The organism is Branchiibius hedensis, from assembly GCF_900108585.1.
GTDB classification, from domain to species: Bacteria; Actinomycetota; Actinomycetes; order Actinomycetales; family Dermatophilaceae; genus Branchiibius; species Branchiibius hedensis.
The window spans coordinates 3,493,456-3,519,599 of record NZ_UESZ01000001.1 but is presented as its reverse complement, the minus strand read 5'-3'; the positions used below and the strand labels follow the sequence as shown (position 1 = coordinate 3,519,599).

The following is a 26,144-nucleotide window of genomic DNA, read 5'->3' as shown; positions in this document are numbered from 1 at the left end:
CTCAGATCGTGACGTCGCCGGCCGGCGTCGTGAATGTGATCGACAGCAGACCCGGGGTGCCCTTCGGCGCCGCGAAGTCGAACTCGATCTGCGGCTCCCACTCCTCGCGGTCCACCCCCGGCTCACCGGTCAGGCCGAGCCATTCGCGGACCCGATCCGGGGAGCCCGCGATCGCCATGCCCTTCAGAGCGGCGTGCGCCGGGCCGTCGGTCGAGGGATGCGGGACACTCTCGCCCCACTCGATGAAGTAGGGCACCTGCGCGTCGTTGGTCAGCCCCTTCAGACCCAACTGCTTCCAGGTGAGTTCGGTGCCGTCCGGGCGGTGCCGTAGACCGGGCGCCGAGGAACGGCCGACCAGGCCCTCCGCGATCGCGATGTCTTCGACGCCGACGACCCAGCCCATCCAGCCGCCACCGCCGACGGAGCGGGCCCGGACCGCCTGCCCGAAGGGCGCCTTGTCCGAGGCCGGGTGATCGAGAACCTCGACGACCTCCAAAAACCGGCCGTCCAGCAGCGGAATGATCGAGTTGCGCGTGCCGAACCGTGGGTGCACACCACCATCGACCGGCTCGGTGCCGAGTTCATCGCCGAGGCGCTTGGCCGTCGCGATCAAACCATCGGGCTCTGCTGCGTAGACAACGTGATCGACTCGCATGTTCAGATGGTGCCACCTGTGGGCGCGCACACCGAATCGGGGGTCAACGACCGGTTCCTCGCTGCCGGATCGCCTCGTAGAGAACGATCGCCGCCGAGGTCCCCACGTTGAGCGAATTCACCTTGCCGGACATGGGGATTCGCACTCTCACATCCGCCGCGTCAAGGACCTGATCGGTCAGTCCCGTCTTCTCCGTGCCCACGGCGATCGCGACCGGTCCGGTCAGGTCGACATCGGTGTGCACCGTGTCCGTGTCCGGCGTCGTAGCCACCAGACGTACGCCGCGTGCGGACAACCACTGCAACGTCGCCGTGGTGGGGGCGGCAGCAACCGGCACTGAGAACACGGTCCCTTTCGAAGCCCGCACGACGTTGGGGTTGCCCCAGTCGGTCACCGGATCGGCGGCGACGAACGCATCGACGCCGGCGGCATCGGACGTCCGCAACATGGCGCCCAGATTGCCCGGCTTCTCGACCCCTTCGGCGATCAGCAACAACGGCTGGTCCGGCAGCCGCAGATCCTCAGGACTGGCGAACACGGCCGGTACCACCGCCAGGAACCCGTCTGCGCCCTCCCGATAGGCGACCTTCTCGAAGGCAGCCCGGCTGAGGGTGATGACCTCGGCACCGGCCGCAGCCGCCGCCTCGACGACATCTTCCTGACGGGCCGGATCCGCCATCAGCTCAGCGCACAGGAACAGCGTCTCCGGGCGCACGCCCGCAGACAGGGCGAGTCCCAGCTCGTCGTACCCCTCGACCAGGGTCTGTCCGGTCTGCTCCCGGCCGCGGCGGCGACGCAGGGTTGCCAGAGCTTTGAGCCGCGGATTGGCGGCGGAGGTGATGTGCAGGCTCACAGCAGGGAGCGCAGGACGGTTGCCGCACCGTCCTGCTCGATGGTTCCGGTGACCTCATCGGCGACGGCCTTCACCTCATCCGGCGCCTGACCCATGGCCACGCCGCGTGCGGCCCACTCGAGCATCTCCAGGTCGTTGCGGTGGTCGCCCACCGCGACGGTGTCGCACGGCTCGATACCCAGGAATCGGCGTACTTGCTCCAGGGCTGAGGCTTTGGAAACACCCTCGGGGTTGATGTCCAACCAGGCCGAGAACCCGACCGCGTAGTTGACCTCGTGCAGGCCGAGGCGCTCGGCCAACTCCAGGAAGTCCTCGGCGGTGCCGCTGGAGGAGCGGAAGGTCAGGCGGGTCGTGGGCTGTTGCGCCAACTCCTCCCAGGAGACGACCTTCTGCACCCCGTTGAGCTCACCCTCGGGGAACGGCGCGCTGAGCAGGAAGCCCTCACCCAGCACCTCGACCGCGACGGTCGCGTCGGGCCAGGCGTCACGCAATTTGCCCAGCACCGGGCCCGGGTCGAAGGTGACGGTCTCGACCAGGTGGTAGCCCGCAGGGGCGCTCGGATCGAGGGAGATCGTGACGGCGCCGTTGGAGCACACCAGGTAGCCGCTCGCGAGGCCGATGTGCTCGGCGACCGGGGTAGCCGCGATGACCGACCGGCCGGTGGCGATCACCACATGATGGCCAGCGTCCGCGACGGCGCGCACGGCGTCGCGCACCGCATCGGACATCGTCCCGTCGAAGTGCAACAGCGTGCCGTCGATGTCCAGAGCCACGAGCAACCGGGTCACGCGATCACTGTACGGGGCGCCGCGTCGGGCCACACGCGGCGCCGACCGGCTCAGGAACGATGAATCGCAGCCAACACACCTGTGCCGAGCATCAACACGCCACCGACCAGGCACAGCCACAGCCCGATGCCGGGGTCGACGCTGGCCTGCAGACCGACGCCCGCCGACTTGAATTCGTCGAGACTGCTCGAGATATCGACCAGTTCGTAGATCGCAATGCCGGTGACGATGAGGCCGCCGACGATCCCTGCGATGGCAACCGGCAACGACAGCTTGCCGAGCAACCGCAAGGCGGCCAGCACCAGGACCAGCACCGCGACGACGACCACGATCCAGCCGATCGTCACGCCCGAGTTGTCAGAGGCGCGGTCGGCGAACTCCCGCAGCTCAGCCGAATCGCTCGGCAACCCGATCTTGACCCCACCGATGCCGTTGGCCGACATCGTGATCGCGCCGTTGGACAGCAGCGGAATCGTCATCGTCAGCTTCGCCCAGGTCAGGAACGCACCGATACCGGCCAGGAGGCTGGCGACGACCAGGCCGATCGCCGGCATCCGGGCCTGCAGGCTCAGCGGTTGCGAAGGTGCCGCGGGCTGACCTTGGCCGTAGCCGGCGGCACCGTAAACCGGGGCGCCGTACTGCTGGCCGTACTGCTGGGGCTGGCCGTACTGCTGTTGCGGCTGGACGTACTGCTGCTGGGCGTCGTAGGCCGGCTGCGCGTACTGCTGGGGCTGACCGTAGTCAGGCGCCGTGCTGCCGTACGACGGCTGCTGTGGCTGCCCGTACTGCTGCGGCGCGGCGTACGGCTGGGGCTGCTGCGGTTGTGCGTACTGCTGGGGTGCGGCGTACGGCTGACCCTGGTCGTAGGAGGGCGCCGACTGGCCGTACGGCTGGTAGGAGGGCGCGGCGTACGGGCTGCTGACGGGGGTCTCCTGCGTCGGCGGGGTCACCGGGGTGGCCTGGGTGACCTCACCCGCCTCCGGCGCCGGGTTGCCGTACGGCGAGGCGGGCTGCTGAGGTGCCGGCTGCTGGGGGTCGGGCTGCTGGTCGGTCATGACGGTTCTCCACGCTGTGTTGTATGGCGCCGTGCGGCGCACTCCTGCCCTCAATCTATGAGGAAAGGAGGCGCCGCACCATGTCGGGAATACTCAGTCGTCCGTCAGGGCCAAGGCTTCCCGGTAGCTGAGCCGGTGGCCGGTCTGCAGCAGCGAGCGCCGGTAGAGCTTCTCGGCCACCCGCACAATGAGGTACGCCGCGGCCAGACCGATCAGCAAGGAAACCACCGGCTCCCACCAGGCGGCGTCCCCCGACACCACGCGCACGGGCATTGCGATCGTCGACAACAGCGGCACGTACGACGCGGCCGTGAGGAAAATCCCGGTGCCGGAGATCCCGACGATGAAGACGATCACGACCAGCATCGTCAGCGGTGTCGAGGTGGACTGCAGGTCCTCATTGCGGGTCGCGAGCGCACCCGCCACCGCCCACACCGCGGCGAAGGTTACGAAGCCCACGATGAAGAACAGGATGAACCAGACGATGCCGGCGGACACCTGCGACAGCAGGTCGCTGCGGCCGGTGGCGATCAACCCGATGATGCCGGCGACGGCGAAGATCGCGACCTGGGCCAGCGCCAGCACCGTGTTGCCGACCACCTTGCCGATCAACAACTGCCGCAACGGGATCGCACTGGCCAGGATCTCCACGATGCGGTTCTGCTTCTCCTCGATGACGCTGCTGGCGATCGACATCCCGAAGAGCAGCGCCGCGATGTAGAAGAGGAAACCGAAGACCAGGCCCATGATCTTGCCCGTGCTCTGCTGGTCGTCCCCGGACTGCAACAGGTCGTAACTGACGGTGCTGCCTTTGGCCAACTGATCCAGCGACACCCCGGCTGCGGCCGCGTTGCGTTGCAGCGCCTGCTGCTGCACGGCCTGCGGGATCCACGTCTGAGCGGCACTGTCCTTGCTGGACTTCCCGACCAGCCGCCAGCCGCCGTCGTCGGTGGGCAGGAGCGCAACGTCCGCCTTGCCGTCGGTGACGGCCCGCTCGGCGGCCCCTTGATCGGCGTACGTCGAGGTCTTGAAGGTGACCTTGTCCGATCCGGCCGCGTGGGCGGCCTTCTCGGCCTGCTGCGTCACAGAGGTCGCACTGGAACTGAGCACCGCGACGTCGGTGGTCTGCGGCCGGCTGGCCAGCCAACCCTGGACGGCGAGCGCACCGATGATCAGGACCAGGACGGCCACCGTGGAGACGATGAAGTTGCGGTCCTTGAGCTTGACCGACATCTCTCGTGCGGCGACGATCCGCCACAACTGACTGGTGTTCATGCGGGCACCTCCTGCTGGGTCTGGGTTGTTGCGGCCGTGACGTCTCGGTAGATGTCGGCGAGGCTGGGTCGGATCGGACCGAATTCGAGGACGGATCCGCGGGCCATCGCCTCCCGGAGCACGGCATCCGCCTGGTCCGGTGAATCAAGCTGCAGCACAGCGGTATTGCCTTCAATGTCAATGACGCGTACGCCGCGCGCGTCACGCAACCAGCCGGCGTCACCGCCCAGCACCAGACGATGCCGCACGGTTTCAGTGGCGCGCAGATCGTCAGCGGTGCCCTCGGCGAGGACGCGGCCGTGGGAGAGGATCACCAGCCGGTCGCAGAGTCGCTCGACCAGATCCAGTTGGTGGGAGGAGAAGAGCACCGGCACGCCGCTACCGGTGAATTCGCGCAGCAGCGCCGCCATGGAGTCGACCGCCGCCGGGTCGAGGCCGGAGAACGGTTCGTCGAGCACCAGCATCGTCGGGTCGGCCACCAGGGCGGCGATGATCTGCACCCGCTGCTGGTTGCCCAACGACAGTGACTCGAGCTTGTCGCCGGTCCGTCCGCCGAGGTCGAACCGCTCCAACAGCTGCGTGGAGCGACTCGCGGCGTCCTGCGCGCTCAGTCCGCGCAACCGGGCCAGGTAGATCAACTGGTCGAGGATCGGCTGCTTGGGATACAGACCGCGCTCCTCGGGCATGTACCCGAAGCTGCGGCGGTCGGTGGTCGTGATCGCCCGGCCCTGCCAGTCGATCTGGCCCCCGTGCTGGGCGAGGACACCCATGATCATCCGCATGGTGGTGGTCTTGCCGGCACCGTTGCCGCCGACGAACCCGGTCATGGCACCGTCCGGCACACTGAAACTGACCTGGTCGACGGCGACGTGATCGCCGAACCTTCGGCTGACGTCTCGTAGCTCCAACATGCTCTCGACGCTACGGCCGCCGACCGGTCGGGCGGATCCGCCCGCAGGCGGAGATTGTCTGGGTTCTACTCCCCCGGCAGGACCAGACCGCTCTCATAGGCACGTACGACGGCCTGCACCCGATCGCGTAACTGCAACTTGGCCAGGACGCTCGACACGTGCGTTTTGACGGTGCTTTCGCCCAGGACCAGTTGCTGGGCGATCTCCGCGTTGGACAGCCCCTTGCCGACGAGCGTGAGCACCTCGAGCTCCCGTGGGGTGAGTTGCTCGAGGGCTCTGTCCGGCGCGGGGGTGGGGGTCGCCGTACTGCGCTCGATCACCCGGCGGGTCACCTCGGGAGCCAGCAACGCGTAGCCCCTGCCCACCGTGCGGATGGCGTCGGCGAGTTCTTCGGGGCTGGTGTTCTTCAGCAGGAAGCCGCTGGCTCCGGCGGCCAGCCCCTCGAAGAGATAATCGTCACGGTCGAAGGTGGTCAGCAACAGGACCTTGGCGGTACCGGCCGCCACGATGCTGCGGCAGGCGTCGATACCGTTCAACCGGGGCATCTCGACGTCCATCAGGACGACGTCGGGAACCAATCGGGTTGCTGCTTCTACGGATTCGGCGCCATCGGCCGCCTCACCGACGACCTCGATGTCCGGCTCGACGGACAGCATCATCGCGAAGCCGCTGCGCACCAGGGCCTGGTCGTCGACGACCAGGATGCGCAGGGGTGCCTCGGACATGGCCTGACCCTATCCAGCGGCTAGCGTGGGAGTCCCGCCGACCGAGAGGACACCGCTCGTGAAACTCGCCCAGCAACTTGTCGGACAACTGCAGGACGCCGGTGTGCGCCGGATCTACGGGATCGTGGGCGACAGCCTCAATCCGATCGTCGATGCGGTGCGGGAGACCGGTGGCAGCGCCAAGGGCGGTATCGACTGGATCCACGTGCGGCACGAAGAGGCAGCGGCGTTCGCAGCGTCCGCGGATGCGCAACTTACCGGCGAGTTGGCGGTGTGCGCCGGCTCGTGTGGCCCGGGCAACCTGCATCTGATCAATGGTTTGTACGACGCGAACCGCACCGGAGCGCCGGTGCTGGCGATCGCCAGCCACATCCCGAGCACCCAGATCGGGCAGTCCTACTTCCAGGAGACCCACCCCGACCGACTCTTCAACGAGTGCAGCGTCTACAGCGAGTTGATTAGCACCCCGCAGCAGTCGCCGCGGGTCGTGCACGCCGCGATCTCCCATGCCCTGGGCGACGGCGGTGTGGCGGTCGTGACGCTGCCCGGGGATCTGGCGTCGCTGGACGCGCAGGGCGAGCCTCCGGCGTACGTGCCGATCGAGCACGGTCACCTGATGCCCGCACCGGCCGTGGTGCAGCAACTGGCGGAGGCGATCAACTCCGCGTCGCGGGTGGCCATCTTCGCCGGCTTCGGCACTGGCGAGGCGCACGACCAGGTGATCGCGCTCGCGGAGAAGATCGGTGCGCCGATCGGGCACAGCCTGCGCGGCAAGGACCAGATCCAGTGGGACAACCCCTACGACGTGGGGATGACCGGGTTGCTCGGGTACGGCGCGGCGGCGGCCGGGATCGAGGACGCCGACCTGCTGCTGCTGCTCGGCACCGACTTCCCCTACGACCAGTTCCTGCCCGACGTGCGCACCGCGCAGGTCGATCGGCGGGCCGCGATCATCGGCCGGCGCACCGGAGTCGACATCCCGGTGCACGGTGACGTGCTGCCGACGCTGCTGGCGCTGGAAGAGCTGGTCGAGCCCAAGAAGGACCAGAAGTTCCTGTCCAAAACGCTCAAGAAGCACGAGCGGTTGATGAGCAAAGCCGTTGGTGCGTATACGAAGAACGTCGAGACCCGCGTGCCGATCCACCCGGAGTACGCCGCGTCGATCCTGGACAAGGTCGCGGCGCCTGATGCGATCTTCACGGCCGACACCGGCATGTGCAACGTCTGGACAGCGCGATACATCGAGCCGCTCGGGACGCGGCGATTGATCGGCTCCTTCCTCCATGGATCGATGGCCAACGCACTGCCGCAGGCGCTCGGCGCGCAGTTCGCCTTCCCGAACCGCCAGGTCGTCTCGGTGTGCGGTGACGGCGGGTTGTCGATGCTGCTGGGCGACATGCTGACCGCGAAGATGTACGACCTGCCGATCAAGGTGATGGTCTTCAACAACGCCACCCTCGGGATGGTCAAGCTGGAGATGCTGGTCGATGCGATGCCGGACTTCGGAACCGACACTCCCGTGGTCAATTTCGCCGATATCGCTGCTGCGATGGGTTGGCATTCGATCCGGGTCACCGACCCGCGCCAGTTGGAGGGGGCCTTCGGTGAGTCCCTGGCTTCGGACGGACCGTCCCTGGTGGACATCGTCACCGACCCGCGGGCGTTGTCGATCCCGCCGAAGATCACCTCCGACCAGGTCTTCGGCTTCGCGACCGCGATGAGCAAGATCGTGCTCAACGGTGGCGCCGGGGAGGCCGTTGCGATGGCGCGCTCCAACCTGCGCAACATCCCCCGCGGCTGACATGGGGTGTTAAATCCCTGCATGAGCCCCGCATCACGTCGTCACGGCGCCGCGTGGGCGGCCGCGGCGTTGGCCGTCGCAGCCGTCCTGCTGTTCCTCGCCGCGCGATGGGTGCTCAGCCCGCAGGCCTTCGGCGAGTCCGGCGCAACGATCACCGCCCATCCGACGATCGGCAGCACCGAGTACTTCGGAATGGCCGTGTACGCCGCCGCCGGGGAAGTCCCTGACATCACGATGAGTTCGGCCGCGAGTGGGCCCCCGGTCCAGGTGGGCGGACCGACGCAGTTGCCCGAGCCCACGGTCACCGTCGACGTCGTGGACGCTCGACCTAACGTCGTCGAGAACTCCAGCGCAGCTCACCTGTCTCTGCTCTACTGCGTCCACCGAACCAAGGACCTGGGGATGGGGTCAGGTATGGCCGACACGTTGCATCGGGTGTGCCAAAGCGTCGAGCCGTTGGGCAGCGGCACCCGGGTCTTCAATGACTACCGCGACGTCATCCTGGCGGTCACCCCCACCCAGGTCGGCACCGTGCGTGTCGAAGGCGTCACCATCGACTTCCAGGAGGGGCTGCGTCGCGGCAGTCAGTCGATCGGCGTGACGGTCGTCGCCGACACCACACAATGAACTTCCCTAGAGCAAGAATGGGATCCGGGCCCGTACCCGAAAGCCGCCGGTAGCCCGCGGTCCGATCTCGGCCTCACCGCCGAGGGCCGCAACCCGTTCGCGAATCCCCTGCAGCCCCAGGCCCGTTCCCGATGTGCCCGGCACGGGCGAGCCGGCGTCGAGAACCTCCGCCTCGACGTACCCACCCTCACCGGCCCGGACCACGCGCACCGTCACCGACGCGGTGGCCGCCGACGAGTGCGCCCGCACGTTGGACAGCGCCTCCTGCACAACGCGGTAGACCCCGAAACCTGCTGCTGTCGGCACCCGCTCGGCCAGGCCGTCGCCGTCCACCAGCACGTACGTCGTGCCAAGACCCAACGTGTCGAACTGGGCCACCAGCGCAGGGACGTCCGCCAGGGTGGGCGCAGGGGTCCGCGAGTCGGCATCGTCACCGCGCAACGTGCCCACCAGCGAACGCATCTCGGTGACCGCCGAACGGGCGGATGACTCAACGGTTTCCAGCGCACCAGCCGCTGCGGGTGGATCGACCGTCAGCACCCGTCGCGCGGCCGCTGCTTGCACACCCATCAGCGCGACGTGATGCGCCACCACGTCGTGCAGTTCGCGGGCGATCCGGACCCGCTCATCGACCACCGAGCGATCCCGCAACTGCGCCGCCTGCTGCTCGATCAGACCGGCCTGCTCGGCCAACGCGGCCCGCTGCCGCGCATTGCGCCAGTCCAGCGCGCCGCCGAGGATCGCGCCGCCGAAGTAGATGGCGTTGATCAGGTAGATGTACGCGGCCAGAGCGGCCGGATAAGGGAACGGGCCCGGCGACGGACCGGACGCCGTCGTGCGATGGACCAGGTCAATGGTCACCCACACCATCAACGCCGCGACGCACAACGCCACGACGGCCACGGTCCGCCCGCGCGGTGCACCCCACGCCACCGCAGCGTAGAACCCTGCGAGATAGAGGAATTGCAACACCACGCTGACCGCGAGCGGCGGCAGCAGAATCCCGGTTGCGATCCACAACACCGTGATGGCCAGGACCGTCGCAATCGGGAACCGTCGCCGCCACACGATGAGCACGCCCGCAAGGATCAGCGGCACATGCTGCACCACGACCGGCGCGGTGACCTCGCTCAGCGACCCGAGGCTGCGCTCCAACTCCAGACCGAGCGCGCCCACGAGCACGAAGGCGACTGCGATGGCGATGTCCCGGCGCCACCAGGAGGCGGGCAAGGGCCGCTTCCACGGATCACCGACCCCGAAAAACGCCCCAACCGTCGCCACCGGCCCAGGCTAACCGGATCAGCTCACCGGCTTCAGGACGTCCTCACCGACGAACGGGGCAAGCGCGGCCGGCACCCGGACCGAACCGTCGGCCTGCTGGTGGTTCTCCAGGATCGCGACCAGCCAACGCGTCGTCGCCAGCGTGCCGTTCAGCGTCGCGACGATCTCGGACTTGCCCTCGTCGGTGCGGAACCGGGTGTTCAGGCGGCGGGCTTGGTACGTCGTACAGTTCGAGGTCGACGTCAACTCGCGGTAGCGACCCTGGGTCGGCACCCATGCCTCGCAGTCGAACTTGCGCGCGGCAGGGTTGCCCAGATCGCCGGCCGCAGTGTCGATGATCCGGTAGGGCACCTCGATCTTGGCCAGCATCTCCCGCTCCCAACCCAGCAGCCGCTCGTGCTCGGCCTCGGCCTGCGCCGGGTCGCAGTACACGAACATCTCCAGCTTCTGGAACTGGTGCACCCGGATGATGCCCCGGGTGTCCTTGCCGTGCGAGCCGGCCTCGCGGCGGTAGCAGGTCGACCAGCCGACGTAGCGGCGCGGCCCCTGGGACAGGTCGATGATCTCGTCGGCGTGATAGCCCGCGAGCGCCACCTCCGAGGTCCCGGTGAGGTAGAGGTCGTCGGCCTCGAGGCGGTAGACCTCGTCGGCGTGCTCGTCGAGGAAGCCGGCGCCGGTCATGATGTCCGGTCGCACCAGCGAAGGGGTGATCATCGGGGTGAACCCGTGCTCGACGGCGAAGGCCAGTCCCATCTGCAACAGGCCGAGTTCCAACCGTGCGCCGACACCGGTCAGGAAGTAGAACCGCGATCCGCCGACCTTCGCGCCACGCTCCATGTCGATCGCCGCGAGCCGCTCACCCAGGGCCAGGTGGTCCAGCGGCTCGAAGTCGAACTCGGTCGGCGACCCGACGACCTCGCGGACGGTGTAATCGTCCTCCCCGCCGGCGGGCACGCCGTCGATGATGAGGTTGCCGACCTTCTTCAGCAACGTCTCGAAGGTTGCCGACTGCTCCGTGGCCTGCGCTTCCAGCGACTTCACCTGGGCGGCAAGGGCCGCCGCATCGGTGCGCGCCTGCTCGGCCTGCTGCTCCAACGCGGTGACGTCTTCGCCGCGTTTGCGGGCCGCGTTGAGTTGGCCCATGGCTGCGCCGACCTGCTTGCTGACCGACTTCTGCTGCGAGCGCAGTTCTTCGAAGTGCGACAGCGCAGTACGCCGCGCGGAGTCCGCCGACAGGATCTGGTCCACCAGGGACTCGTCGGCCCCCCTGGCCCGTTGGCTGGCTTTGACCCGCTCGGGGTCCTCCCGCAACACCTTGATGTCGATCACGATCGACAAGGCTAGCCCGGCCCTGGGATAGGTTGCGGTCATGCCCACGGCCGCGGTGATCGTCAACCCCACCAAGGTCTCCGACCCCGAGCGGCTCCGCGCCCAGGCGCGTGCGGTCTTCGAGAGCCACGGATGGGCTGAACCGCTGTGGTTCGAAACCACCGCGCGGGACACCGGTCGGGGGCAGGCGCTCGAAGCCGTCCAGCAGGGCGCCGACCTGATCTGCCCGTACGGCGGGGACGGGACTGTTCGTGCTGTGGCCAGTGGCGCGCTGGGCAGCGGCGTGCCGTTGGGTCTGCTCAGCGCCGGCACCGGGAACCTGCTGGCGCGCAACATGAAACTGCCCCATCGGCGGTTCCAGGACGGCCTCACGGCGGCGTTGACCGGACGACCGCGACCGATCGATGTCATGCGGGTAACCATCGACCGCGACGGCGACGACCAGTGGGCCGAGCCTGAATACGGCCTGGTGATGACCGGATTCGGCCTCGACGCGGACATTCTCGGCGGCACCCCGGATGCGTTGAAGGCGCGGTTGAGTTGGCTGGCCTACCCGGTCAACGGACTGCGGCACGTCCGGCATGACCACACCGCGATGACCGTGACCTTCGACGACGATCAACCTGTCGACACCGAGGTCACCACCGTCATCGTCGGCTCCTGCGGTCTGCTGACCGGCGGAGTGCAACTGATGCCGAACGCTCGCTTCGACGACGGTGAACTCGACGCCGTGCTGATCCGCGCCGGTGGCCTGCTCGGTTGGCCGAAGGTCGTCGTGAGCATCCTGGGCCGGTCGAAGCGATCGAGCCACGCGGTGGAACGCCGGGTGGCCCGGGCCGTCGAACTGCGTGCCGGCGCACCGACCCCGATCGAGATCGACGGCGACCACCTGGGCTCGGCGATCGGTCTGCGGATCGAGGTGCTGCCGAGCGCCCTCACCGTCCGCAGCTGACTCGCCGTGGTCGCCGGAGCACACTTCGTCTTCGACAGCACCCACCCGGTGGCTGCTCCGCGCCGGGCGGTGATCGACGTCCTGTCCGATCCGTGGCACTGGGACAGGTGGTGGCCGCAGATCAGGGACATCGAGACGATCGACGCCGACCACGGCCGGGTGCAGATCCGCAGCCTGCTGCCCTACCGGTTGCGATTGACCCTCACCAAAGAGCGGCTGGACCCGGCGGACGGGGTCTTCCGTGCGCGGCTGGCAGGTGACCTGGACGGCTGGGCCCAGTTCGACGTACGGGAGCAGGACGTGACGATCGTGCACTTCCACCAGGAGGTGACGCTGCGCGCAGCACCCTGGCTTCGGGTGCTCGCCCGTGGCGGCCGGCCGCTGCTGAGGGCCAACCACGCGTGGATGATGCGGTCCGGCATGCGCGGTCTGCACCGGGCGGCAGTCCAGCGGCCAGAGTCACCAGGCACACTCAGAGCATGACTCGCCGCCTCCTCGCCCCCGTGGCCCTGGCCGCGGCCGCCCTGACCCTCAGTGCCTGCGGGGGCGGCGCCTCGAGCTCACCATCGGGTACGGCGAGTGGCACCTCCGCGACCAGCGGCACCTCCGCAACCACCGCCACCCCCACGACGAGCAGCTCCGCACCGACCAGCAGCACGGCCACCAGCACCGCGAAAACCAGCCAATCGCCGACACAGAGCACGAGTTCGACGGTTCCGAGCAACACCGTGGTGCCCAATCCGACCGGGTACAGCACCCCGACCACGGTCCAGCCGGTCGGCAACGGCTGCGTGCCCGCACGGTTGTCGGTCAGCAGCGTCGGGATCGACGGTGAGCGCGTCGTCGCGATGGGCACCAACGCCCAGGGCCAGATCTATCCGCCGCCGAAAACCACCATGTGGTACGACAAGTCGGCCCAGTTGGGCACGAACGGCCGCACCGTGATCGCGGGGCACGTGACCTACGACGGGCCGGACGAGTTCTACGACCTGGACCAGGTCCGCGTGGGTGCGCCGGTCGACATCACCTGCACCGACGGTCGCAACCTGACCTACATCGTCACCAACAAACGCTCCGAGTTGAAGACCAAGGTCACGACCGACCAGGACGTGTGGGGCGGCAGTTCGTCATCGGTCCTGGTGCTCATCACCTGCGATAAGAACAGCCCGATCGTCGGGCAGCACCACCTGAACAACTACCTGGTGTGGGCCGAACCGGCCGGCGCCTAACCCAGCGAACGCAGCCACTCGCGCGCGTCGGCGAACGCGGCGTCGGATGCGGCCGACTCGACGGTGGCCGCTCGCAGATCAGCGCGCGGGTAGGAGCCGAGGAAGCGCACGTCGGCGGCGGTCCGCCGCAGACCCAGCAGCGCATCGGCGACCCGCTCGTCGCGCAGGTGCCCCTCCAAGTCGATGGAAAAGCAGTAGCTGCCCATCGCCGCACCGGTCGGGCGCGACTCCAGGCGGGTCAGGTTGATCCCGCGGGTCGCGAACTGCTCCAGCAACTCCAGCAGACCACCGGCCCGGTCGGAGTGCTGGTAGAGCACCAGGGTGGTCTTGTCGAAACCGGTCGGCTTGGGCAGCCAGCCGGGCCGCGCGACCAGCACGAACCGCGTCACCGCCGTCTTGTTGTCACCGATGTCCTCGGCGAGCACCTCCAGCGATCCGGCGGCCACCGGGGCGCAGACTGCTGCGTCGTACGGCGGAGGCTCACCGGCCGCGAGCGCCGCCTCCAGCGCTTGGGGTCCGGCCGCCGTCGATAGCGCGGGGACGTACGTCGCACCCGGGAGGTGCTCGGCCGCCCAGCCGCGGACCTGGGCCCAGGCGTGCGAATGGGTGCCGATCGTGCGGATGTCTGTAAGCGACGTACCGGGGGGTGCGACCAACACGAAGGTGATGGGCACGAGGACTTCACCGACGATCACCAGTCGGAGGGCGTTCAGGGCATCGATGGTGGCGGGTACGCCGCCCTCGATGGAGTTCTCGATCGGCACCATCGCCGAGTCGACCGCGCCGGACTGCACCCCGCGCAGCGCCGCGTCGACGGTGGGGAACGGTACGTGCTCGGCCCCTTCGGCCGGTCGCCAGGCCAGCAGGGCGGCCTGGGTGAAGGTGCCCTCGGGACCGAAGTATCCGTAGCGCATCAGGCGTCCTTCCGGTTGGTGCGGGCGGCGGCGATGGCCTGCTGTTCCTCCGGGGTGAGTTTCACCTCCGAGCGACCGGCCAGCACCCCCTTGGCGTAGGTGCGTGACTCGTCGCGAGCGTGGATCGAGGTGATGACCAGTCCGTCACCGGAGTCGTCCAGCAGGGCCGCCGAGAACGATAGCCGTCCGCCCGGGTCGCCGAACGCGTCGTACCGCACGACGGCCACGTGCCGCAGGGCGGCGGCGACGTGCGGGCTCAGCCCGTCGACGCGGGCGTCGAGGGCACCGACCCGCCGCTCGATCGCCGTACTGCGATCGGCTTGCCGCGTGAGGACGGCGAGCGCGTCGCGTCGCTGGTCCGGCGGCCACAGCGCCATGAACTGCCGCTGGATCGCCCGCAACCGCAACACCGCGGCGAGCGCCACCACCAACGCCAGCACGGCGAACGTGAGGGCCAGCACAAGCAGGGCGGTGGACACGGGAATGAGGGTACGGCGTGCGTAGACTGACCGCGTCATGGATCTCGGGCTGATGGTCACCGTCTTCGTGACCATCTTTCTGGTCGAACTGCCGGACAAGACGTTCATCGCGACGCTGGTCCTGGCCACCCGCTACCGACCGATCCTGGTGTGGATCGGGGTGTGCGCAGCGTTCCTGGTGCAGACCGTGGTCGCGGTTGCGTTCGGTGGGCTGATCGGGCGGCTGCCGGAGAAGCCGGTGCATGCGGTGGTCATGGTGCTGTTTGCGATCGCAGCAGTGCTGTTGATCCGCAGCGCCAAGGACGCCAACGCCGAGGAAGCCGAGACCGAGGAGGAGTTCGAGCAGAAGGCGACCGCGCCGGCATCGGGTTTCCATGCGGTGACCGCGTCCTTCCTGATCCTCTTCCTGGCCGAGTGGGGCGATCTGTCCCAGTTGGCCACCGCCGGGTTCGTGGCCAAGAGCGGCGGCGGTCTGGGTAACGCCCTCAGCGTTGGCATCGGCGCCTTCTTGTCGCTGGCCGTGGTGTCGGGGCTGGCGGTGCTGCTGGGCCGCAAACTGCTCGACCACGTGCCCTTGTCGGTGATCCGATTCGTCGGTGGTCTGGTCTGCGCGCTGTTCGCCGTCCTGCTGGCGCTGCAACTCTTCGGGGTTTCGCTGCCGTCCTGGCTACCTATCTGAGCCCCGTAACCTTGCCGGGTGATCCGGCGCTGGCTACTGGCGGTGGCCGTCGTCGTGCTCGGGATCGGGGCCGCGTCGGCCACCATCACCTGGCTGTCGGCACGGCCCGCGGTCCAGCCGATCACTCAACCGGGCCGATTGGTCATCGTGTCGATGCCCACGCTGACCTTCGAAGGCGCGAACTCGCACACCACACCGGCGTTGTGGGCGATGGCCCGCACCGGTGCGGTCGCGGTGCTGACGACCCGTAATCTGTCCGCGCACAGTTGCAGCAACCAGTCCTGGTTGACGTTCGGTGCCGGATCCCGCACGACCATCGGCCAGCCGGTGGGTGAGACACCCACCGGCCAGCAGCCCGGGGCCTGTAGCGCCGAACTCCAACCGGTGCAGGACGGCACCGGCGCCTATTTCCCGAACTGGTCCACGTGGCGAGCCTCGGCACCGGGGTCGAACAACACCCCTGACCTGGGCCTGGTCGCGTCCTCGTTGGAAGCCCACGGCCAGTGCATGATGGCCGCTGGCAAGTACGTCGCGTTGGGTGCAGCCGACCGCACCGGCCGGATCGCGCACTATCAGCGCAGCGTCGATGACGTGTCGCTGACCACCTGCCCGGTGACGCTGATCGGGCTCGACGGACCCGACGACCGCTACCTGTCCCAGTTGCTGGCGCGGCTCCCGGCGAAGACCACCCTGGTGGTGACCGGCGCCGCCGACGACACGACACCCGAGTCGTTGCGCGCGGTGACGATCATCGGTCCGCACGTGCGGCACGGCCTGGCGACCTCGGCCTCCACCCGGCAGATCGGTCTCCTGCAGACGACCGACCTGTCGGCACTGGCCCTGTCCCGGCTCGGATCGGCGGCGCCGAGCCTGCCGGAGGGCCGAGCCCCTGTGGTCCAGCCGACCGGTAGCCCAACCGCACCGGTGGTCCGCGTCGAGCAGTTCACCAAGGCGTTGCAGATCGAGCACGCCTTCGTGCTGCCGTTCTTCGTCTGCTACCTCGGCGGGACGGCAGTCGCGTGTGCCGTGGGTGGCCTGTGGTGGTGGCTGCGACGGCCGGGGTTCAGCCGCGGTCTGCGACGGTACTTCGCCGGTGTGGCGGCCTTGGTCGCAGCCACGCCGGTCGCCACCATCCTGGTGGGTTTCCTGCCGTGGTGGCGGGCCGACCAGCCACGGGTGGTGCTGGGCATGTTCACCTTTGCCGGTGCCGTCTTCATCGCCGCGACCGCCTTGTTGGGGCCGTGGGGCCGGCACCGACGTGGACCCTTGGTCTTCCTCGCGAGCTTCACGCTCGTCGTACTCGGACTGGACGTCGTGCACGGTTCAGCGCTGCAACTGACCTCGATCACCGGCCTGCAACCGGTGTACGGCGGTCGGTTCTACGGGATGGGCAACGTCGCCTACGCGTTCTACGCGACGTGTGCGTTGCTGGTGGCCGCGGCGCTCGCCGGCGCTCTGCTGGACCGGCACGCACGGGTCCTGGCGGTGCTGACCGTCGTGCTGATCGGCGCCGCAGTCGTGATCGTCGACGGCTATCCGGGGTGGGGCGCCGACGGTGGCGGCACGGCGGCGCTGATCCCCGCGTTCGCCTACCTGGCGCTGAACGCGGCTGGGCGACGGGTGACCTGGCGACGGATCCTGCTGATCCTCGCGGTGAGCGCGGTGTTCGTTCTCGGGTTGGCCTACCTGGACTACCTGCGGCCGGTCGCCGATCGCAGTCACCTCGGCGACTTCATGGCCGGAGTCATCGACGATGGATCCACCGGACCCCTGGCGCGGATCTGGCAGGCGAACTGGACGATGCTGATCTCCTCCCCGATCAACCTCGTCGTGCCGGTGCTGTTGCTGCTGGCGATCGGCGCGCTGGGTTTCCCCAACTCCCGGCTCGGTCGGCCGCTGCGGCCGCTGTTCGACCAGGTGCCATTCTACGAGCGCGGACTCGCGGCGGCTGCGGTCTGCTGGCTGATCGGCTTCCTCAGCAACGACTCCGGGACCGCGATCCCGCCGGCGGGGTTGCTCATCGCGATACCGCTGACGGTGCTTCTTGCGGCGAGTCCGGCGTGGCGACTCGACGACGTACCGCCGGAAGTGACCACGCCAGAACCCCAAGTAGCAGCACAGCGATGAGGCCGTAACTGTCGTTGAGAAGCTGCCAACCGGGGTTACCGCTGGAGGACGCCGGGAAGTCCAGGCCTTGCTCCAAGCGCCATTGGCCCCACCACGGCAGCGGCATCGTGAACAACGCCCAGACGATCGCCGCCACCAGGAGCTTGCGCACCTGCAGCAGAGCGGCGAGCACCACGATCACCCACACGAAGTGGTGGATCCAGGAGACCGGTGAGATGAGCACGCCGACCAGGCCGACGGCGGCGGCTTCGTGCCACAGCCAACCCTTGTGGTGAGCGCGCCGGGCGATACCGAGGCCGATGACCATCACGATCAGCACCAGAACCAGCCACAACACGGTGGAGTCCCAGTGCGCGCGCAACAGCATGCCGCGCAGCGACTGGTTGGAGGTGCCGTCGTTGAGGCCCAAGCGGTCCGGGTCCTGCAGCGCGCCGCCCCAGAAGGCGAAGCTGGCACTCGGCAGCAGGACCCACGACACGAGGGTGAAACCGGCTGCACTGCCCGCTGCGGTGGCGGCGGCGCGCCATTGGCGGGTCACCACCAGATGCACGATGAAGATGCCCGGGGTCAGCTTGATCGACGTGGCGAGGCCGATCAGCACTCCACGCGGGATCCGGCCGGTGCGGCCGCCGAGGTCAAGCAGCACCAGCGCCATCAGGAAGATGTCCACCTGGCCGAACTTGATCCCGTCCCCGACCGGCTGAAGGCAGCACACGGCGGTCCAGATGCCCGCCAGCGCGAGCGGCCACCACCTGCCGCAGCGCTGGGCCGGTTCCCGGAACAGCCACCACACCAGGACCGCGAGTACCGCGAACTGCGCCAGCGTCCACAACCAACCGGCCAGCGTGAACGGGATGAGCGCCAGCAGGATCGCAAAAATGGACGCGATCGGTGGGTAGGTGAACGGCAACAGCTGCGGCGGCGGGGTCAGCGCGTCGTAGACCGGTCGGCCGATCAGGTTGGAGATCCCGGCGTTGCGATAGACCTCCAGGTCCACCAGCCACCGGGTGGGCGGGTTCTCCACCACGAAGTGATTGATCAGCATCACGGGCCGGATCAGTGCGACCACCACGGCCAGGGCCCAGATCCAACGGGTCGGTCGGGCAACAACGGTCACCCCGGCATTCTGCCCTGTGACGCTGATGACGCGGGCGCAGCGTCCGCAGAAGTTATCCACAGGGTTGGTCGATTAGTCTCGGGCCGTGATGCGGCGCTGGGTGATCGCGATGGTTTCGATTACCGCGTTGTTCGCCGTTGCGTACGGCGTGACCGGGCTGGTGACCGCCCGACCCGCGGCCAAACCCGTGGTGACGGGCGGCTCGGTGGTGGTGGTCGCCGTACCCGGATTGTCCTGGACCGACGTGTCCGCCGCCCGCACCCCCGCGCTGTGGCAGGTCCTCGACTACGGCGCGACGGCCAACCAGGTCGTGCACACCGTCGGATCCACCGCGTGTACGCCGAGTGCCTGGCTCACGCTCGGCGCTGGGCATGGCGTCGACGCGGCCGGGTGCACTGCACCCACACCGGTCGTGACCGGCAGCACCGCGAGCTGGCCGTCGTGGTCGCAGTGGCGGTCCACCGACTCCGGCGTCGGCTTGCTCGGCTCGACTGCGGCCCAGCACGGCAAGTGCATCGAAGCGGTCGGCCCAGAGGCGGCGCTCGGCGCTGCCGACTCCGCCGGGCGTGTCACCCACTATGCACCCTCGATCGCGTCGGCGTCCTTCACGACCTGCGCGGTCACGCTGGTCACGGCGTCGGCCGCGCAGTTGAACACGATCGTCGGCAAACTCCCCGCGACGTCGACCTTGATCGTCACGGGTTTGTCGGACGGTTCCTCCGGCGACGCGGGTCTGCGATTGGCCTACGCATTGGGCACGGGCGTGCCTGCAGGAGTTCTCCGTTCTGCCTCCACCAAGCAACCGGCCCTCATCCAGACCGCGGACATCACCGCCACCCTGTTGCAGGCGGTCGGTGTGTCGACGCTGCCGGGCGCCGTGCACGGCTCCGCGCTCCAGGTCGTCCCGACCCCGCAGAGCGCGGCGACAGCGACTGCTTCGAATGCCGCTCTGGCCCGGGCCGTGTCGGTCAACCACCAGGTGCTGGTGTGGTTCTGGCTCGCGTGGGCCATGGTCTTCATCGCGCTGCTCGCCGCGGTGGTGTGGCGCCGAGCCCGGTGGACCCGTCCGGCGCTGGCCTACCTGGCCGCGCTTCCGATCGGCACCTTCCTAGCCGGACTGCTGCCGTGGTCACGTTGGCCGGCACCGGGATTGTGGCTGGTGCTGCTGTCGCTGGGCTGGGCCGGGGTGGTCGTGGCCATCGCCTACGCCGGACCCTGGCGACGCTGGATCGGCGCACCGTGGGTGACGGTGTGCGCCGTCTCGTCGGCGGTGCTAGCGCTGGACGTGATGCACGGGTCGTCGCTGCAGCTGCCGGCGATGCTCGGACTGCAGCCCGAGTACGGCGGCCGCTACTACGGGATGGGCAACGCCGGTTATGCCATTTTCGCGACCGCAGTGTTGCTGCTCGCCGGCCTGGTGGGCGGCCGGTTGATCGCGGTGGACGAGCGACGCCTGGGCGCGTGGACCATCGGATTGCTCTGTGGCGCAGCGGTGCTCATTCTGGCGGCGCCGATGTGGGGTGCGGACTTCGGTGGGCCGCCGCCGCTGCTGATCGCCGGCGGCATCATGGTCGTCCTCGCGCTCGGTCGCTCGCTATCCTGGCGGCGCATCACGCTGATCGTGGGCGCCGCCGTGGTGCTGGTCGTCGCCGTCGGGGTCCTCGACGCCCTGCGCCCGGCCGCCTCGCGCAGCTACCTCGGCCGGTTCTTCGCCGGGCTCTTCGATGGTTCCGGTGGCATCGTCGGGGAAAAGCTGGGCGCGAACCTGCGGCTGCTGGTCGCGACCCCGGTCAGCCCGTTGATCCCGTTGGCGTTGATCTTCTGCGGGTACGTCGTGTGGCTCGCGGGCCGTCCCGCCCAGCCCGGCTGGTCGTGGGCCCGACGCCTGGGCAATGCCGTGGGCCTGTCCGAACCGCTGGAGATCGCAGCCGACACCCAGGTGGGCGCCGAAGAGCTGCCGTTCCTGCGGGAGACCGCGATCGGCGTACTCGTGATGTGCGCAATCGCCATGTGCATCAACGACTCCGGCGTCGGGATCCCGGCCATCGCGGCCCTGATCGCGTTCCCGTTCGCGACGGCGCTCGCCACCCGCGACCCGCTGTAGCGCCTCGAGCGATCTGCGACCCTCTCTAGCGCCTCGAGCCATCCGCGCGGGTTATCGACATTCGCGCAGCTTGCAACCCGCGCGGATGTCGATAACCCGCGCAGATCCAGTCGTGTGGGTGACTGTGGATCCAGCGGTCAACCCCGACCACAGCTGTTAGGCCCGTGGGAGGGTGGCGGCGTGAATCCGTTGCTGCAGCATTTCCACGAGCAGATCCGCCTGGCCAACCGCGAGTCCGAGGGCGGGCCCGGGATCGTCCGGGACCTGGATGGCCCGGTCCGGCGCCGCTACCCGGTGGAGCCCGGATCGTCGTACTGCATGGTGGAGTCACCCGAGGGGCTCGGGCCAGACCCCGACTATTGGATCGCCCGCACGGCGGAGTTCTTCAACGGAAGGGGCGAACGGGTGGAGTGGAAGACCTACTCCTACGACGAGCCCGCCGATCTCGCAGAACGTTTGCAGCGCAACGGTTTCCAGAAGGAGGACGACGAGGCACTCTTGCTCGGGGAGGCCGCAGCGCTCGTGCACGACGTGACCTTGCCGGCGGGAGTGGCTCTGCGAGAGGCAAATTCGTCGCAGGACTATCAACGCATCCATGATCTGATGCAGACCATCTGGGGCCCACGCGACGGTGACATGACGCAGGAGCTGCGACGGGAAAAGGCCGCCGACCCGACCTGCCTGGACATCGTGTTGGTCGAGGAAGATCGAGACGGACCGGTGCTCTGCGCAGCTTGGTGCCGCTACTCGCCGGGCACCGACTTCGCGTCGATGTGGGGCGGTTCGACGCTGCCGCAGTGGCGCCGGCAGGGTATCTACCGGTCCACGGTCACCTGGCGGGCGCAGCGAGCGATCGACCGCGGCTTCCGTTACATGCGGCTGGACACGTCACCGGACTCGCGGCCGATCCTCACCCAACTCGGGCTGCAGCACGTCGCCGACACCACGCCGTACGTGCGCGGCTGATCGCCACCCCAACCAGCCGAACGCGGCGACGATGAGCCAGCCGAGGTAGGGCGCGACGTTCTCCCGGAACCCAAGAGTCCAGTTCGCGGTGCTCTGGTCGAGCCCGGTGGCCCGACCCGGCGCGTACGCCAGGGCCATCACCACGGCGCGTACGACGAACAGTGCATCCCACACGAACGCCGCCAGCAAGGGCAGCAACAACCAGGTCGTCGCGTCGTACCAGGGCAGGGTGTACGGCGCGAGGACGGCGAACGCGGTCGACAGCACGAACGTCGCCACCACCGCGTGGCGCGTCAGCGGATCACGAATCCGGTCGGCCAGCCCGTAGCGCCGGATCACTGCCCATAGCGCCAGCGCGAAGAGGACCATCGCTGCTGCAGCGAGAACGAACACCACTGTGGTCACGAGCCACTCGGGTAGACCTAGCACCCGCAGCAATCGAATCGGCAAGGACCAGGGCGACGCGTAGGAGAACGATCCGCCGGCCGCCCCCAGTTGGTGCAGCACGTGCGGCCCGGCGACGAGGTAGCACGGCACGACCACCAGCAACGCCCCACCGAGCAGCGACCACAACCGGCCTGGGAGCACCCACGTCCCGCGGGCCCCGATCTTCCGCCGGTCCACCTGCCACCAGGCCCACGCAAGAGCGACTCCGACCACGCCGTACGTCACCTTGGTGCTGAAGGCCGCTCCGGTGAGCGCACCCGCGAGCCACGGCGATCGGCGGGCCGCGAGAAGCGCTGCTACGACGAAGAATCCGGCGATCAGATCCACGTGGGCGCCGAGCACCAGGGTCCCGAAAACCACTGGGTTGAAGGTCCACAGCAGATCGATGCGGCGACGCCGGTCCGGCGCCAGTTGGAGCAGCACCCAGCGGCAACCGAGCCACGCGAGCACGATGAAGACCTGCCAGATCCACACGGTCACGCGCAGGTTCTGGCCACCGATGAACGACGAAATCGCCTGCAGCATGGTCGCAAACGGACCGTAGATGCTCGGTGTGTGCTGCCACGGCGGCTGGACCGAGGCCGTCACCGGGTCCAGGCCACCGTGCCAGCCGATCGGTGACTCGAGATAGGGGTCACCACCCTGGGCCGCGATCCGGCCGTAGGCCGCGTAGTTCACGTGGTCCGCCGAGCCGAACGGCCCGGTCAACAGGGCGAGTACGCCGAGCGCGAGCGGCAGTGCCCACCCCCAGGTGCGCTCCGCCGGGCGGATCAGCGCGAGGATCACCCCGATCCCACCGGCGATGAACGCGATGTAGAGCAGCACGCTCACGCTTGTCGGAGACAACTGCCAGTCGAGGGTTCCAGGAGCCCACCCGCGAGGGCCCAGCGGCGGTTTCGCCGCCGACGGCCCGGCCAGTCCGACCGCGATCAGGATCGCGAAGGACAGGCACAGAAGCCCGGTGCGCACCCGACTCATGACGCCGCCCGGAACGCGCGCCATCGACGTACGCCGAGTGCTCGGGCCACATCGCGATATTGGGCTGCGCGGTGCAACTGCCCGCGCCAGTCGGACCCGGTGACCCGATGCCGCAGTTCGCAGGGCACTTCACGCACCCGCAGGCCGGCCTGCAGGACGTCGACGGTCAGCCCCACTTCCACACCCCAGCCGGCAGCCAATGGCGAACCGGCCTGCAACGCAGCCTGATTGAGGCAGCGCATACCGGACAGCGGTTGGGTCGCCTCCCAGCCGGTGAGCCGACGGATTCCGTTGCGAGCCAGTCGCACCACGAACCCATGGCCGCCGCCGGGACCCTGCGGGGGAAGGACGGCGATGGTCATGTCGGCCTGTCCTTCCGCTACGGGAGGCACGAGAACCCCTACGGCTGATGCCGATTCGCCCAGGTCAGCGTCGACGAAAAGCACCAGGTCGACAGCACCGACCTGCGCGAGCCCGGTCATGAGAGCGGCTGCCTTTCCCCGGTTGCGGCGGTGCTGCACAACCCTCGCGCCCGCCTCACGGGCCAACCTGGCCGTGTCATCGGAAGATCCGTCGTCAATGACCACAACCTCGGCACCGAGGTCGCGGACGGCTCGGACGGTTGCGGCGATCCGCTGCGCTTCGTCCTTGGCGGGGATGATGGCGGCGAGGGTCACCGGATGGTCAGCTGCCTACTGACGAGGCGGTCGCGGGCGCGGCGCTGCTCGGCGTCGAGCGGTGCGTCGTCCGCGAGGTGGGCATCGAATCGCTGAGCTACGGCGGCGAAGTCGTCGACGATCGCGTCCGGCTCCAAGGTCGTGTCGACCTCCCACACCGGGACCAGCAGGCCGCTGGCCCGGAAGGCGCCGAGGAGTCGTCCCTCGCCGAGACCGGCCTCGTCGGCGGCGATCAGACGTGCGAGGGCGTTGGTGGCGGTGTCTTCGTCGGCATCGAGCACCCAGCGCACGAAGCTGCGATCACCGACGCGACACCAGTAGGCCGACTGGTCGGGTAGCAGACGGTGGGTCGGAGCCACCGCTTCGTTGGCCCGCTCAAGGGACGCCTTGCCGTCCTCGTCCAGCTCGCCTTCTTCGATCCAGAAGTCGAAACCGTCGTACAGCGTGGGCTCGAACGTGGTGCTGGTGACCAGATCCTGCAGCCGCGGCGTATCGAAGGTAGGACGCGGCACGCTGGTGAGCGGTGTCCCCGGCTCCAGATCGAGACCGGCGATCAGGGCTGCCGCCAAGTCGCGGCTCGCGTCCCCGGAGCCACCCCCGCTCTGCATCGCGATCAGGACCCGACCGCCGTCCTGCGTCGCGCGGTGCAGCGCCGGCCAGGCCATCGGCAACACGGTGGCGATCGTCGCCTGACCGGACCGATCGGCGTACCGGAAATCAACGGTCGCGGTCGCGGCGGGCACGAACTCGCGCAGGGCGACCCAGTCCGCCTCGCCCGGCAGGCCTTCGAAGGGACGCGCGACGAACGGCGCCGGAGCGACCTTGGTTTTGCGTTCCTGCTTGTCTTTACGTTCCCGCCGAGAAGCCTTGCCCATGAGACTTCACTCTAGGCGGACCTACATCCGGCGCCGCGACGGGCCGCCGAGCGCCGCCCAGACCGTGGTTCGACCGTCCTCGTCGCTGACCCCCCACTCGTGAGCGAGAGAGCGCACGATCCGCAGGCCCCGGCCGCTGCGGGCCCATTCCGAGGACGGTTTGGGCGCGGGCGTCTTGCCGCTGCCGCCGTCCGACACTTCGATCTCGACGCGCGGCGGCCGCACCTTCCAATGCACCCGGATCGAGCCGTCGGGTAATGGTTTGCCGTGCAGGATGGCATTCGCGACGAGTTCGGAGGCCACCTGCTCGGTCTCCTGGACCACCTGCTCAGGCACCGTCGTACCCGCCAGATCCTCCAGCACCGCCTTGCGGATCCGCGGTACGGACTGCAGATCCCACGCCAGGCGCACCGTGCGGACGTGCGCGTCAGTGCCCTCGGTGCCGTCGTTGTCAGTCATGAAACTCCCTGCTGGCTTAGTGCGAAGCGTACGTCGGCCGGTCGGTTGGTGATGATCGCGTCCACTCCCAGCTCGATACACAGCGCGACGTCCTCGGGTTGGTCGACCGTCCAGACGTGCACCTCCCGGCCCGCGGCGTGCTGACGGGCGACGAACTCGGGAAACCGTTTGATGATGCCCAGGCGCGGTCCCACGATGGGTAGGTCGGCGGGGAAGAAATCGATCACCCGCAGGCCGGCGCCCACCTCGATCAGTTGCACCCGCTCGAGCTTGGGGGCCAGCCGACCGAAGCGCGCGACCGCTCTGGTGGAGAACGACATCATCCGCACCCGGGGTTTGCCGGGAGCTGGCGTCAGCAGGTCGTACTCGCCGAGGACCGAGACGAGTCTGCGTTCGACGTCACCGGCCCAACGGGTCGGATGTTTGGTCTCGATGACCAGTTCCAGCGGGCGGTCGGCCGCCAGCACCGAGCGGATCAATTGGCGCAGGGTGAGGATCTGCGCGTGGTGCCGGTCCGGTTCCTCCGACTCATCGGGGTGTGCGCGTTTCCAACTGCCCCAGTCCAGTCCTTCCAACTGGGCCAGCTCCAACTCCGAGACGACGCCGTCGCCATCGGAGGTGCGGTTGACGCGGCGATCGTGCACACACACCAAGTGCTGGTCGGCGGTGAGGCGCACGTCGCACTCAAGACCGTCGGCACCCTCGTCGATGGCCCGTAAGTAGGCACCGAGGGTGTGTTCGGGTTCGGTGTGGCTGGAGCCGCGGTGTGCGATCACCCGCGGCGGCTTCCCGGACAGCGTCACGCGGGACATTCTGGCACTTGCGTTGGAGCGCGCTCAAA

General features: G+C 68.6%; 26 protein-coding genes. 9 read left to right on the top strand and 17 right to left on the bottom strand.

What is annotated here, in order from left to right; all coding sequences use genetic code 11:
* Position 1: 1 nt before the first annotated feature.
* The 7 genes from DR843_RS17130 to DR843_RS17100 all read right to left on the bottom strand — a co-directional run bounded on the left by DR843_RS17130 (position 2) and on the right by DR843_RS17100 (position 6,262).
* Complete coding sequence (locus DR843_RS17130; RefSeq protein ID WP_109687773.1) at positions 2–655, bottom strand: VOC family protein; 654 nt, start codon at positions 653–655, stop codon at positions 2–4.
* Between the two features lie 43 nt (positions 656–698).
* Positions 699–1,502 carry a TrmH family RNA methyltransferase gene (locus DR843_RS17125; protein ID WP_109689131.1) on the bottom strand — a complete coding sequence of 268 codons (804 nt, stop codon included), beginning with the start codon at positions 1,500–1,502 and terminating at the stop codon, positions 699–701.
* A 2-nt stretch (positions 1,503–1,504) separates the two neighbouring features.
* Positions 1,505–2,296: an HAD family hydrolase gene (locus tag DR843_RS17120; protein ID WP_109689129.1), complete on the bottom strand. Its 792-nt coding sequence runs from the start codon at positions 2,294–2,296 to the stop codon at positions 1,505–1,507.
* Positions 2,297–2,346: 50 nt separating this feature from the next.
* Positions 2,347–3,351, bottom strand: a complete 1,005-nt coding sequence (locus DR843_RS17115; protein WP_109687771.1) for a hypothetical protein — start codon at positions 3,349–3,351, stop codon at positions 2,347–2,349.
* 93 nt (positions 3,352–3,444) lie between these two features.
* Complete coding sequence (locus DR843_RS17110) at positions 3,445–4,626, bottom strand: ABC transporter permease (RefSeq protein WP_109687769.1); 1,182 nt, start codon at positions 4,624–4,626, stop codon at positions 3,445–3,447.
* On the bottom strand, positions 4,623–5,537 hold the full coding sequence (locus tag DR843_RS17105; protein ID WP_109687768.1) for an ABC transporter ATP-binding protein: 915 nt from the start codon (positions 5,535–5,537) through the stop codon (positions 4,623–4,625). The genes DR843_RS17110 and DR843_RS17105 overlap by 4 nt, the downstream gene beginning before the upstream one ends.
* Before the next feature lie 65 nt (positions 5,538–5,602).
* Positions 5,603–6,262, bottom strand: coding sequence for a response regulator (locus DR843_RS17100; protein ID WP_109687766.1), 660 nt, complete (start codon positions 6,260–6,262; stop codon positions 5,603–5,605).
* 58 nt (positions 6,263–6,320) lie between these two features.
* Here DR843_RS17100 and DR843_RS17095 point away from each other — a divergent pair, with 58 nt between their 5' ends.
* Together DR843_RS17095 and DR843_RS17090 are read left to right on the top strand one after the other, a co-directional pair.
* Positions 6,321–8,063: a pyruvate dehydrogenase gene (locus DR843_RS17095; protein ID WP_109687764.1), complete on the top strand. Its 1,743-nt coding sequence runs from the start codon at positions 6,321–6,323 to the stop codon at positions 8,061–8,063.
* A 21-nt stretch (positions 8,064–8,084) separates the two neighbouring features.
* Positions 8,085–8,690, top strand: coding sequence for a hypothetical protein (locus DR843_RS17090; RefSeq protein WP_109687762.1), 606 nt, complete (start codon positions 8,085–8,087; stop codon positions 8,688–8,690).
* A gap of 6 nt (positions 8,691–8,696) precedes the next feature.
* Here DR843_RS17090 and DR843_RS17085 read toward each other — a convergent pair whose 3' ends face one another.
* Together DR843_RS17085 and serS are read right to left on the bottom strand one after the other, a co-directional pair.
* Positions 8,697–9,971 carry a sensor histidine kinase gene (locus DR843_RS17085; protein WP_109687761.1) on the bottom strand — a complete coding sequence of 425 codons (1,275 nt, stop codon included), beginning with the start codon at positions 9,969–9,971 and terminating at the stop codon, positions 8,697–8,699.
* A gap of 18 nt (positions 9,972–9,989) precedes the next feature.
* Positions 9,990–11,300, bottom strand: coding sequence for a serine--tRNA ligase (gene serS, locus DR843_RS17080; protein WP_109689127.1), 1,311 nt, complete (start codon positions 11,298–11,300; stop codon positions 9,990–9,992).
* A gap of 40 nt (positions 11,301–11,340) precedes the next feature.
* Here serS and DR843_RS17075 point away from each other — a divergent pair, with 40 nt between their 5' ends.
* The 3 genes from DR843_RS17075 to DR843_RS17060 are packed head-to-tail and all read left to right on the top strand — an operon-like array spanning position 11,341 to position 13,481.
* Positions 11,341–12,252 carry a diacylglycerol/lipid kinase family protein gene (locus tag DR843_RS17075; RefSeq protein WP_109687759.1) on the top strand — a complete coding sequence of 304 codons (912 nt, stop codon included), beginning with the start codon at positions 11,341–11,343 and terminating at the stop codon, positions 12,250–12,252.
* A gap of 6 nt (positions 12,253–12,258) precedes the next feature.
* Positions 12,259–12,735: an SRPBCC family protein gene (locus tag DR843_RS17070; protein WP_109687757.1), complete on the top strand. Its 477-nt coding sequence runs from the start codon at positions 12,259–12,261 to the stop codon at positions 12,733–12,735.
* Positions 12,732–13,481, top strand: a complete 750-nt coding sequence (locus tag DR843_RS17060; RefSeq protein ID WP_146202616.1) for a class F sortase — start codon at positions 12,732–12,734, stop codon at positions 13,479–13,481. Before DR843_RS17070 ends, DR843_RS17060 begins: the two co-directional genes overlap by 4 nt.
* Here DR843_RS17060 and pheA read toward each other — a convergent pair.
* Positions 13,478–14,395 carry a prephenate dehydratase gene (gene pheA, locus DR843_RS17055; protein ID WP_109687752.1) on the bottom strand — a complete coding sequence of 306 codons (918 nt, stop codon included), beginning with the start codon at positions 14,393–14,395 and terminating at the stop codon, positions 13,478–13,480. The two genes, DR843_RS17060 and pheA, sit on opposite strands and share 4 nt — an antisense overlap.
* The gene (locus DR843_RS17050) at positions 14,395–14,874 is read right to left on the bottom strand and encodes a DUF4446 family protein (RefSeq protein ID WP_245934175.1); all 480 of its coding nucleotides are present in this window, start codon (positions 14,872–14,874) and stop codon (positions 14,395–14,397) included. The genes pheA and DR843_RS17050 overlap by 1 nt, the downstream gene beginning before the upstream one ends.
* Positions 14,875–14,911: 37 nt before the next feature.
* Between DR843_RS17050 and DR843_RS17045 the strand changes: the two genes are divergently transcribed.
* Complete coding sequence (locus DR843_RS17045) at positions 14,912–15,553, top strand: TMEM165/GDT1 family protein (RefSeq protein ID WP_109687748.1); 642 nt, start codon at positions 14,912–14,914, stop codon at positions 15,551–15,553.
* 18 nt (positions 15,554–15,571) lie between these two features.
* Positions 15,572–17,680, top strand: coding sequence for a hypothetical protein (locus DR843_RS19850; protein ID WP_146202615.1), 2,109 nt, complete (start codon positions 15,572–15,574; stop codon positions 17,678–17,680).
* Here DR843_RS19850 and DR843_RS17030 read toward each other — a convergent pair.
* A complete protein-coding gene (locus DR843_RS17030) occupies positions 17,571–18,797 on the bottom strand; it encodes a glycosyltransferase 87 family protein (RefSeq protein ID WP_146202614.1) in 1,227 nt (408 codons plus the stop codon). The genes DR843_RS19850 and DR843_RS17030 overlap by 110 nt on opposite strands.
* An 85-nt stretch (positions 18,798–18,882) precedes the next feature.
* Between DR843_RS17030 and DR843_RS17025 the strand changes: the two genes are divergently transcribed.
* Together DR843_RS17025 and DR843_RS17020 are read left to right on the top strand one after the other, a co-directional pair.
* Positions 18,883–20,901 (top strand): DUF2339 domain-containing protein, encoded by a 2,019-nt coding sequence (locus DR843_RS17025; protein ID WP_170119913.1) that lies wholly within the window; start codon positions 18,883–18,885, stop codon positions 20,899–20,901.
* Positions 20,902–21,081: 180 nt separating this feature from the next.
* Positions 21,082–21,867, top strand: a complete 786-nt coding sequence (locus DR843_RS17020) for a GNAT family N-acetyltransferase (protein ID WP_109687738.1) — start codon at positions 21,082–21,084, stop codon at positions 21,865–21,867.
* Here the strand turns inward: DR843_RS17020 and mptB are convergent.
* The 5 genes from mptB to DR843_RS16995 are packed head-to-tail and all read right to left on the bottom strand — an operon-like array spanning position 21,790 to position 26,106.
* Positions 21,790–23,316 carry a polyprenol phosphomannose-dependent alpha 1,6 mannosyltransferase MptB gene (gene mptB, locus DR843_RS17015; RefSeq protein WP_109687736.1) on the bottom strand — a complete coding sequence of 509 codons (1,527 nt, stop codon included), beginning with the start codon at positions 23,314–23,316 and terminating at the stop codon, positions 21,790–21,792. The genes DR843_RS17020 and mptB overlap by 78 nt on opposite strands.
* On the bottom strand, positions 23,289–23,969 hold the full coding sequence (locus tag DR843_RS17010) for a glycosyltransferase family 2 protein (protein ID WP_109687734.1): 681 nt from the start codon (positions 23,967–23,969) through the stop codon (positions 23,289–23,291). Before DR843_RS17010 ends, mptB begins: the two co-directional genes overlap by 28 nt.
* Entirely contained in the window at positions 23,966–24,844 is an 879-nt protein-coding gene (locus tag DR843_RS17005; RefSeq protein WP_109687733.1) for a DUF5926 family protein, read from the bottom strand. The genes DR843_RS17010 and DR843_RS17005 overlap by 4 nt, the downstream gene beginning before the upstream one ends.
* A 21-nt stretch (positions 24,845–24,865) precedes the next feature.
* Complete coding sequence (locus tag DR843_RS17000) at positions 24,866–25,303, bottom strand: ATP-binding protein (RefSeq protein ID WP_109687731.1); 438 nt, start codon at positions 25,301–25,303, stop codon at positions 24,866–24,868.
* Positions 25,300–26,106: a glycerophosphodiester phosphodiesterase gene (locus DR843_RS16995; protein ID WP_211310277.1), complete on the bottom strand. Its 807-nt coding sequence runs from the start codon at positions 26,104–26,106 to the stop codon at positions 25,300–25,302. Before DR843_RS16995 ends, DR843_RS17000 begins: the two co-directional genes overlap by 4 nt.
* Between the last annotated feature and the right edge of the window lie 38 nt (positions 26,107–26,144).